This window comes from Microcystis sp., from assembly GCF_048564745.1.
Lineage (GTDB): Bacteria > Cyanobacteriota > Cyanobacteriia > Cyanobacteriales > Microcystaceae > Microcystis > Microcystis ichthyoblabe_A.
Genome location: NZ_JBLZRT010000089.1, coordinates 1 through 5,705, shown reverse-complemented (window position 1 = coordinate 5,705; position 5,705 = coordinate 1). Strand labels below are relative to the sequence as shown.

The 5,705-nt window shown below is 40.4% G+C and carries 5 protein-coding genes and 1 pseudogene; 4 read left to right on the top strand and 2 right to left on the bottom strand.

Annotated elements, in window-relative coordinates; all coding sequences use genetic code 11:
- A pseudogene (locus ACOCD9_RS11155) lies at nucleotides 1–102 on the top strand (IS200/IS605 family transposase); the annotation flags it as partial.
- 665 nt (nucleotides 103–767) lie between these two features.
- Here the strand turns inward: ACOCD9_RS11155 and psbM are convergent.
- Complete coding sequence (gene psbM / locus ACOCD9_RS11150; protein ID WP_002745897.1) at nucleotides 768–875, bottom strand: photosystem II reaction center protein PsbM; 108 nt, start codon at nucleotides 873–875, stop codon at nucleotides 768–770.
- A gap of 306 nt (nucleotides 876–1,181) precedes the next feature.
- On the opposite strand from psbM, the gene ACOCD9_RS11145 reads away from it, so the two are divergent.
- From ACOCD9_RS11145 to ACOCD9_RS11135, 3 genes are read left to right on the top strand one after another with little or no spacing between them, the layout of a single operon-like run.
- Nucleotides 1,182–2,219, top strand: coding sequence for an AI-2E family transporter (locus ACOCD9_RS11145; RefSeq protein WP_419547477.1), 1,038 nt, complete (start codon nucleotides 1,182–1,184; stop codon nucleotides 2,217–2,219).
- An 18-nt stretch (nucleotides 2,220–2,237) separates the two neighbouring features.
- On the top strand, nucleotides 2,238–3,095 hold the full coding sequence (locus ACOCD9_RS11140; protein WP_419547475.1) for an amino acid ABC transporter substrate-binding protein: 858 nt from the start codon (nucleotides 2,238–2,240) through the stop codon (nucleotides 3,093–3,095).
- A 12-nt stretch (nucleotides 3,096–3,107) separates the two neighbouring features.
- Nucleotides 3,108–4,514, top strand: coding sequence for a DUF2079 domain-containing protein (locus tag ACOCD9_RS11135; protein WP_287702049.1), 1,407 nt, complete (start codon nucleotides 3,108–3,110; stop codon nucleotides 4,512–4,514).
- Here the strand turns inward: ACOCD9_RS11135 and miaA are convergent.
- Nucleotides 4,456–5,403, bottom strand: a complete 948-nt coding sequence (gene miaA, locus ACOCD9_RS11130; protein WP_287702051.1) for a tRNA (adenosine(37)-N6)-dimethylallyltransferase MiaA — start codon at nucleotides 5,401–5,403, stop codon at nucleotides 4,456–4,458. The genes ACOCD9_RS11135 and miaA overlap by 59 nt on opposite strands.
- Nucleotides 5,404–5,705 lie beyond the last annotated feature (302 nt).

Genomic DNA, 5,705 nt, shown 5'->3' with positions numbered 1-5,705 from the left:
GTAGGAAAGCATGGGGATGAAGGTATGATAGCGAGATATGTAAAAGAACAAGATAAAGAATACCTGCAGCTACACCAAAATCTACAATTGAGTCTATTTTGATTCTGATACCCCGTCCGCTTGCGGCGGGGTAGTTCATTTTGGTTGTCAAAACCTCTTTATTTAAGCAGCACAAACTTTCTCAATTATGGTTACTAAGTAGTCGGACATAAATTCTGTTGTCTATCTTAAGAAATGTAAATTGCCGTAATTCTTACTGACGACCGACGACCGACTCCTTAGCCCACAGTTAACTTTACTTTTTTCCAACTACTTATCAGGTATCTTCTTGATCAGAAATCACCCTATTTATTCACCCTTTTGCCTCTTGCCTCTTGCATAAGTGCCTGTCCTCATAAGTAGCCTATACTCAGCGGATTTAGGATCAGGTGACGAAACTGGCATTTTCCCCTAATTCAAGGGAAAAACCCCGCATGACTTCCAGAAATCACCGGGGTTTTTAGGAAGAATAGGGATAGGGAAGCAGGGTGAGAGCATCTCAAACGCTATTGACAATTGGCCAATTTTGTGATCCGCATGGGCATTTCAAGTGATACCAGTCAATCAAAATAGTTAGGAAATCGACCAAATGGGTCGATTTTTGCCTAACAATTGAGATGGCCAATTCTCCTCAAATATGCCTGAATCGCTCTCTGGGTAAGCAACTCACATAAAGTTCATTTTGTCAAGGCTTGTTAAGATGCGCTTACCCTGGATAGGGAAGGAATTTAACCCTCGGTTTCCTCTCTGGTTTGGATAAACAGAATCAAGAGGAAAACGGTGGGGACTAGGACGAATAGGATACTAGCGATAAAGCCGAGATTATTTACTTGCATGAGTTAGCTCCCTCTGTGACAACGGATTTACATAAAGATTAACTCCTAGAATATCATCCTGGAGAAGCCAAGGCGTTGCTGATTTGAAAGGGGAAGTGGGAAGTGGGAAGTGGGGAAGTGGGGAAGTGGGGAAGTGGGGAAGTGGGGAAGTGGGGAAGTGGGGAAGTGGGGAAGTGGGGAAGTGGGGGAATGGGGAGATGGAGAGAATAAATAAAAATAATCTCCTGAATACTGAATCCTGAATCCTGACGACTGACGGCTGACTGCTGTATGATAAAACTTGTCCCGATAGGATAAATCAAGGTTGTGAAATTTGGTCAGTGGTTGGGGTTTATCTGTTTAATAATGGCTCTTTATGTATTGTGGCAGATTCGACAGCTGTTATTATTGATTTTTATGGCGATCGTGTTTACCGTAGCCTTAAATAGATGTGTGAAAGGATTGCAGAGATTAGGTATTAAAAGGGGTTTGGCTATTTTAATTACCCTGCTGACGAGTCTGGGAATTGCGATTTTATTTTTTATAATTATTGTCCCCCCCTTTATCGAACAGTTTCAAAAATTAATTGAACTTTTACCGCAAGCTTGGGATTTAGTCCGTAATAACTTGATTCGATGGCGACAACAATTCCAATTTGATTGGTTGCCATCCCTGCCTAATTTAACTGATTTAGTCCAGCAGTTACAACCTTTAGGAACTTTTGTTTTTAGTAACTTTTTTACTTTCTTTTCTAACTCGGTTGCGGCCATTTTGCAATTATTATTCGTGCTGGTGTTAGCAATGATGATGTTAGTCAACCCCCAACCCTATCGACAAGCTTTCTTAAAATTATTTCCTAACTTCTATCGTCGTCGTGCTGAGGAAATTCTTACCCTATCGGAAGCGGGTTTAGGTAATTGGTTGTTGGGAATTGCCATTAGTTCAACTATGGTAGGATTATTAAGTGGTTTCGGTCTTCTCGCTCTACAAATTAATCTAGTTCTCGTTCATGCTATCCTAGCAGGATTGCTCAATTTTATCCCTAATATCGGACCGACTGCTAGTGTGATTTTTCCGATCCTCATTGCTGTTATCGATGCACCTTGGAAAATTGTCGCTATTCTGATTCTCTATTTTATTATCCAAAATGTCGAAAGTTATTTGCTGACACCCACTGTCATGGCTAAACAGGTATCTTTACTACCAGCGATTACCCTAATCGCTCAAATTTTCTTTGCTCAAATGTTTGGCATTTTAGGTTTGTTATTGGCGTTACCTTTGACGGTGGTAGTAAAAACATGGTTAGATGAATTATTATTCAAAGACATTTTAGATCAATGGGATCACGGTCATAACAAATCTTAAATAATCTCGGCAAAAGTCATGAAATTAATCATTCTTACTCTCGTTATTTTATCTAATGTTTTTGCTGCTCTCCCAGCTAAGTCGGAAACGGTTCTGGAAAAAATTAAACGCACGGGATTATTAGAAGTAGCGATGAGAGAAGATGCCATTCCCTTTGGCTATCGAGATAGTAATAATAATTTGCAGGGATTATGCTTAGATTTTATCCAATTGCTCAGAGGGGAACTCAAGCATAAATTAAACCTCCGGATCATCAGTGTCAAAATTTATAAATCAACTTTATTTAATCGCTTCCAGTTATTGGAAAATAAAACCGTTGATTTCGAGTGTGGTCCTAATAGTATCAGAAAAAATATACCTAATGGTGTCAGTTTTTCTCGTCCTTTTTTTGTCACCGGAACTCAGTTTTTAGTTCGGAGTGATAATCAGAATAATTTCAACTTTTCTTCGTCCTTAGAAGGTATAAGTATTGGAGTTTTGCGAGATACCACCACTCAAGAATTATTAAGACAAAAATATCCTCTTGCTACCTATCAAGAATTTCAAGGAGTGACGGGAAGACTGCGGGGTATCCAAAGTTTAAGAAGGAATAGAATAGATGCTTTTGCTAGTGATGGCATTCTGCTAATTGGAGAAGCTGTCATTCTCGGTTTATCCTTAGAACAAGATTATCAACTTATCCCACGCAATCCTTTAAATTGCGATTATTATGGTTTCATTCTTCCCGCTAATGATCCCCAATGGCAAGAGTTTATTAATGGGGTTATCGTCACCAGTGAGAACAGAAATATTTTTAAAGCATGGTTTACTGAAGTTGCTTCCTATTTTAGAGATACCTGGCAGTATTGTCGTAATAATCCCGAAAAATCCCAGTAAAAATTAACGATTATGCACAAAAAAAAAGATATATTTTGGTTAATTGGTTGCGCTACAATAATCCTGTTTATTTGCAGCACGATCAGACATATTTTATTTCAATCTAACGCTCTCGATCTTGGCTGGTTTGATCAGGGAGTTTACCTAATTTCTCAAGGTAAACCACCGATTATATCTTTTGTTGACTACCATATTTTAGGCGATCACATCGCTTTTATTCTCTATCCTATAGCCTTACTTTATAAAATTTATCCTAGCGTTTATTGGCTGCTTTTCTTACAAGCTTTTTCCCTTTCTCTTGGTGCTTTTCCCCTCTGGCAATTGGCAATACAAGCGGGATTAAAAGAAAAACAAGCTTATACATTAGCCTTAGTTTATCTGCTCTATCCCCTGATTTTTAATGTTAATCTCTTTGATTTTCATCCTGAAGTTATCGCAGTTCCAGCCATTTTTTGGACAATTTTGGCCGCAAGATTAAATAATCTCTGGGGATTTTTTCTAGGAATCATTATTATTCTCGGTTGTAAAGCAATTCTCTCTTTAACATTGTTGGGAATGGGTATCTGGTTACTTCTCTGGGAAAAGAAAAAAATCCCCGGAATAATTGCCATGATTACCGGCATTCTTTGGTTTATTATCACCACGAAGTTATTAATTCCCCTCCTGACAGGAAAATCGGCAGTTGTTGAAATGGCCGATTCTCGATATAGTTATCTAGGAGATAGTTTGCCAGCAATTATCTTTAATCTTTTCCTCAAACCCGATCTAGTCTTGGGAAAAATCTTTACTGGCAATAATCTAGAATACCTAATCCTATTAATTATTCCCTTAGTTTGGGGTTTATCCTGGCGCTATTCTGCCCCAATAATTGCCGCTATTCCCGCACTCGCTTTAAATTTATTGGCAGATCATGCCCCACAAAAAAACTTAACCACTCAATATTCCCTGCCAATTTTGCCCTTTTTATTTCTAGCGGTTATCGCCACTTTAGCCCATAATGGTAACTGGTTAAAAAAACCTAAATGGATAATTACTTGGGCAACTATTGCCTTTCTTGCCTTAGCTAAATACGGCTATTTTTGGTCACTGTATTTAAATTCCCTCGATACTTGGTCCGCCACCCAAAAAGCTCTAACCCAAATTACCACCAGTGAGAGTGTCTTGACTACTTCTAGAATTGCCCCCCATCTTACCCATCGAGAAATGATCAAATTAGCGATCGAAGGCTCCCAATCCCTAGATTTAAATCAATTTAATTATATCCTACTTGATCGCCGTCATCCCGGTTGGTCTAGTTCACCAGAACTAATTGATTATCACTTAAATAAACTGAATCAAAATGAGAACTTTCGGTTAATCGTTAATCAGGATGATGTGTTTTTATATCGGGCCTTGACAACCCCTCAAGGAACAAAATAATTTTTCGTTCCACCAATTCCAATAAATTTTCTTTATCGATGGGAAACCAGACAATACCAGCATCGGCACGAAACCAAGTGCGCTGACGTTTGGCAAATTGACGGGTATGGAGGATAATTAAATCGATCGCCTGTTCTAAAGAAATTTCCCCGAGCAGATATTGCTTAATCTCTGCATAACCCAAAGTCTGCAAAAGTGGCAAATCCCAACCGTATTTATCCCCCAAATTCTGCACCTCTGCTACTAATCCTTTTGCAATCATTTGATCAGTACGAACAGTGATCCGCTTGTCTAAACTTTCTGGGGAACAATCTAAACCAATTTGTAAAATTGGATAAGTGGGGGGATTTTCTCCCTGCTGACTAGAGATAGGTTTTCCTGTCAGATAAAAAACCTCTAAAGCGCGTAAAGTCCTTACCTGATCATGGGGATGAATTTTTTTAGCGGCATCTTCATCTACCTGGGTCAGAATTTGATAAAGATAGGATTGTCCTAAAGCTTGTAATTGCCGTCTTAAATCCGCTTGAGGAGAAACCCTCGGTATTTTTAAACCTTTGACAATGGACTTGATATAAAGTCCCGTACCACCGACCAAAAACAGAGGAGAATAGTGGAGAGTGCTGATTAACTTCTCAGCTTGTTCTTGGTACTGTGCTAGGGTAAAATTATCTTGAGGCTGACAAATATCAATTAGATAATGGGGAATCCGCTGACATTCTTCTAAGCTAGGTTTAGCAGTACCAATATTAAATTCTCGATAGATTTGTCTGGAATCGGCACTGAGAATTACTGAATTAAACTTTTCGGCCAATTGTAGGGCTAAACTGGATTTTCCTGTGGCAGTTGCCCCACAAATAACAATTAAAATAGGTAAAGAGGAAGGCTGCATCTCATTTTCGTAAATCTACCAAGTTGGGATTTTTAAGGGGAAACTCTCGGTTAAAATCGGGCCTTACTTGTGATTTTATCACTCAATCCCAGCTTTTGGGGGGGGGGGGGGGGGGGCCGCCCCCCCCCCCCCCCGGCCCGCCGCCCCCCCCCCCCCCCCCCCCCCCCCCGCCTCAATCCGCGGCCGATCGCCGCGCCGCGCTCTCTTCCTCGGCGATGCGCGCGAAGCCCTCCCGCGTCTGCGGCAGCTTCCGCCCCAGGATCTGCTCGGCGACCTGCGTGCGCAGCACCTGCGCCGTGCCG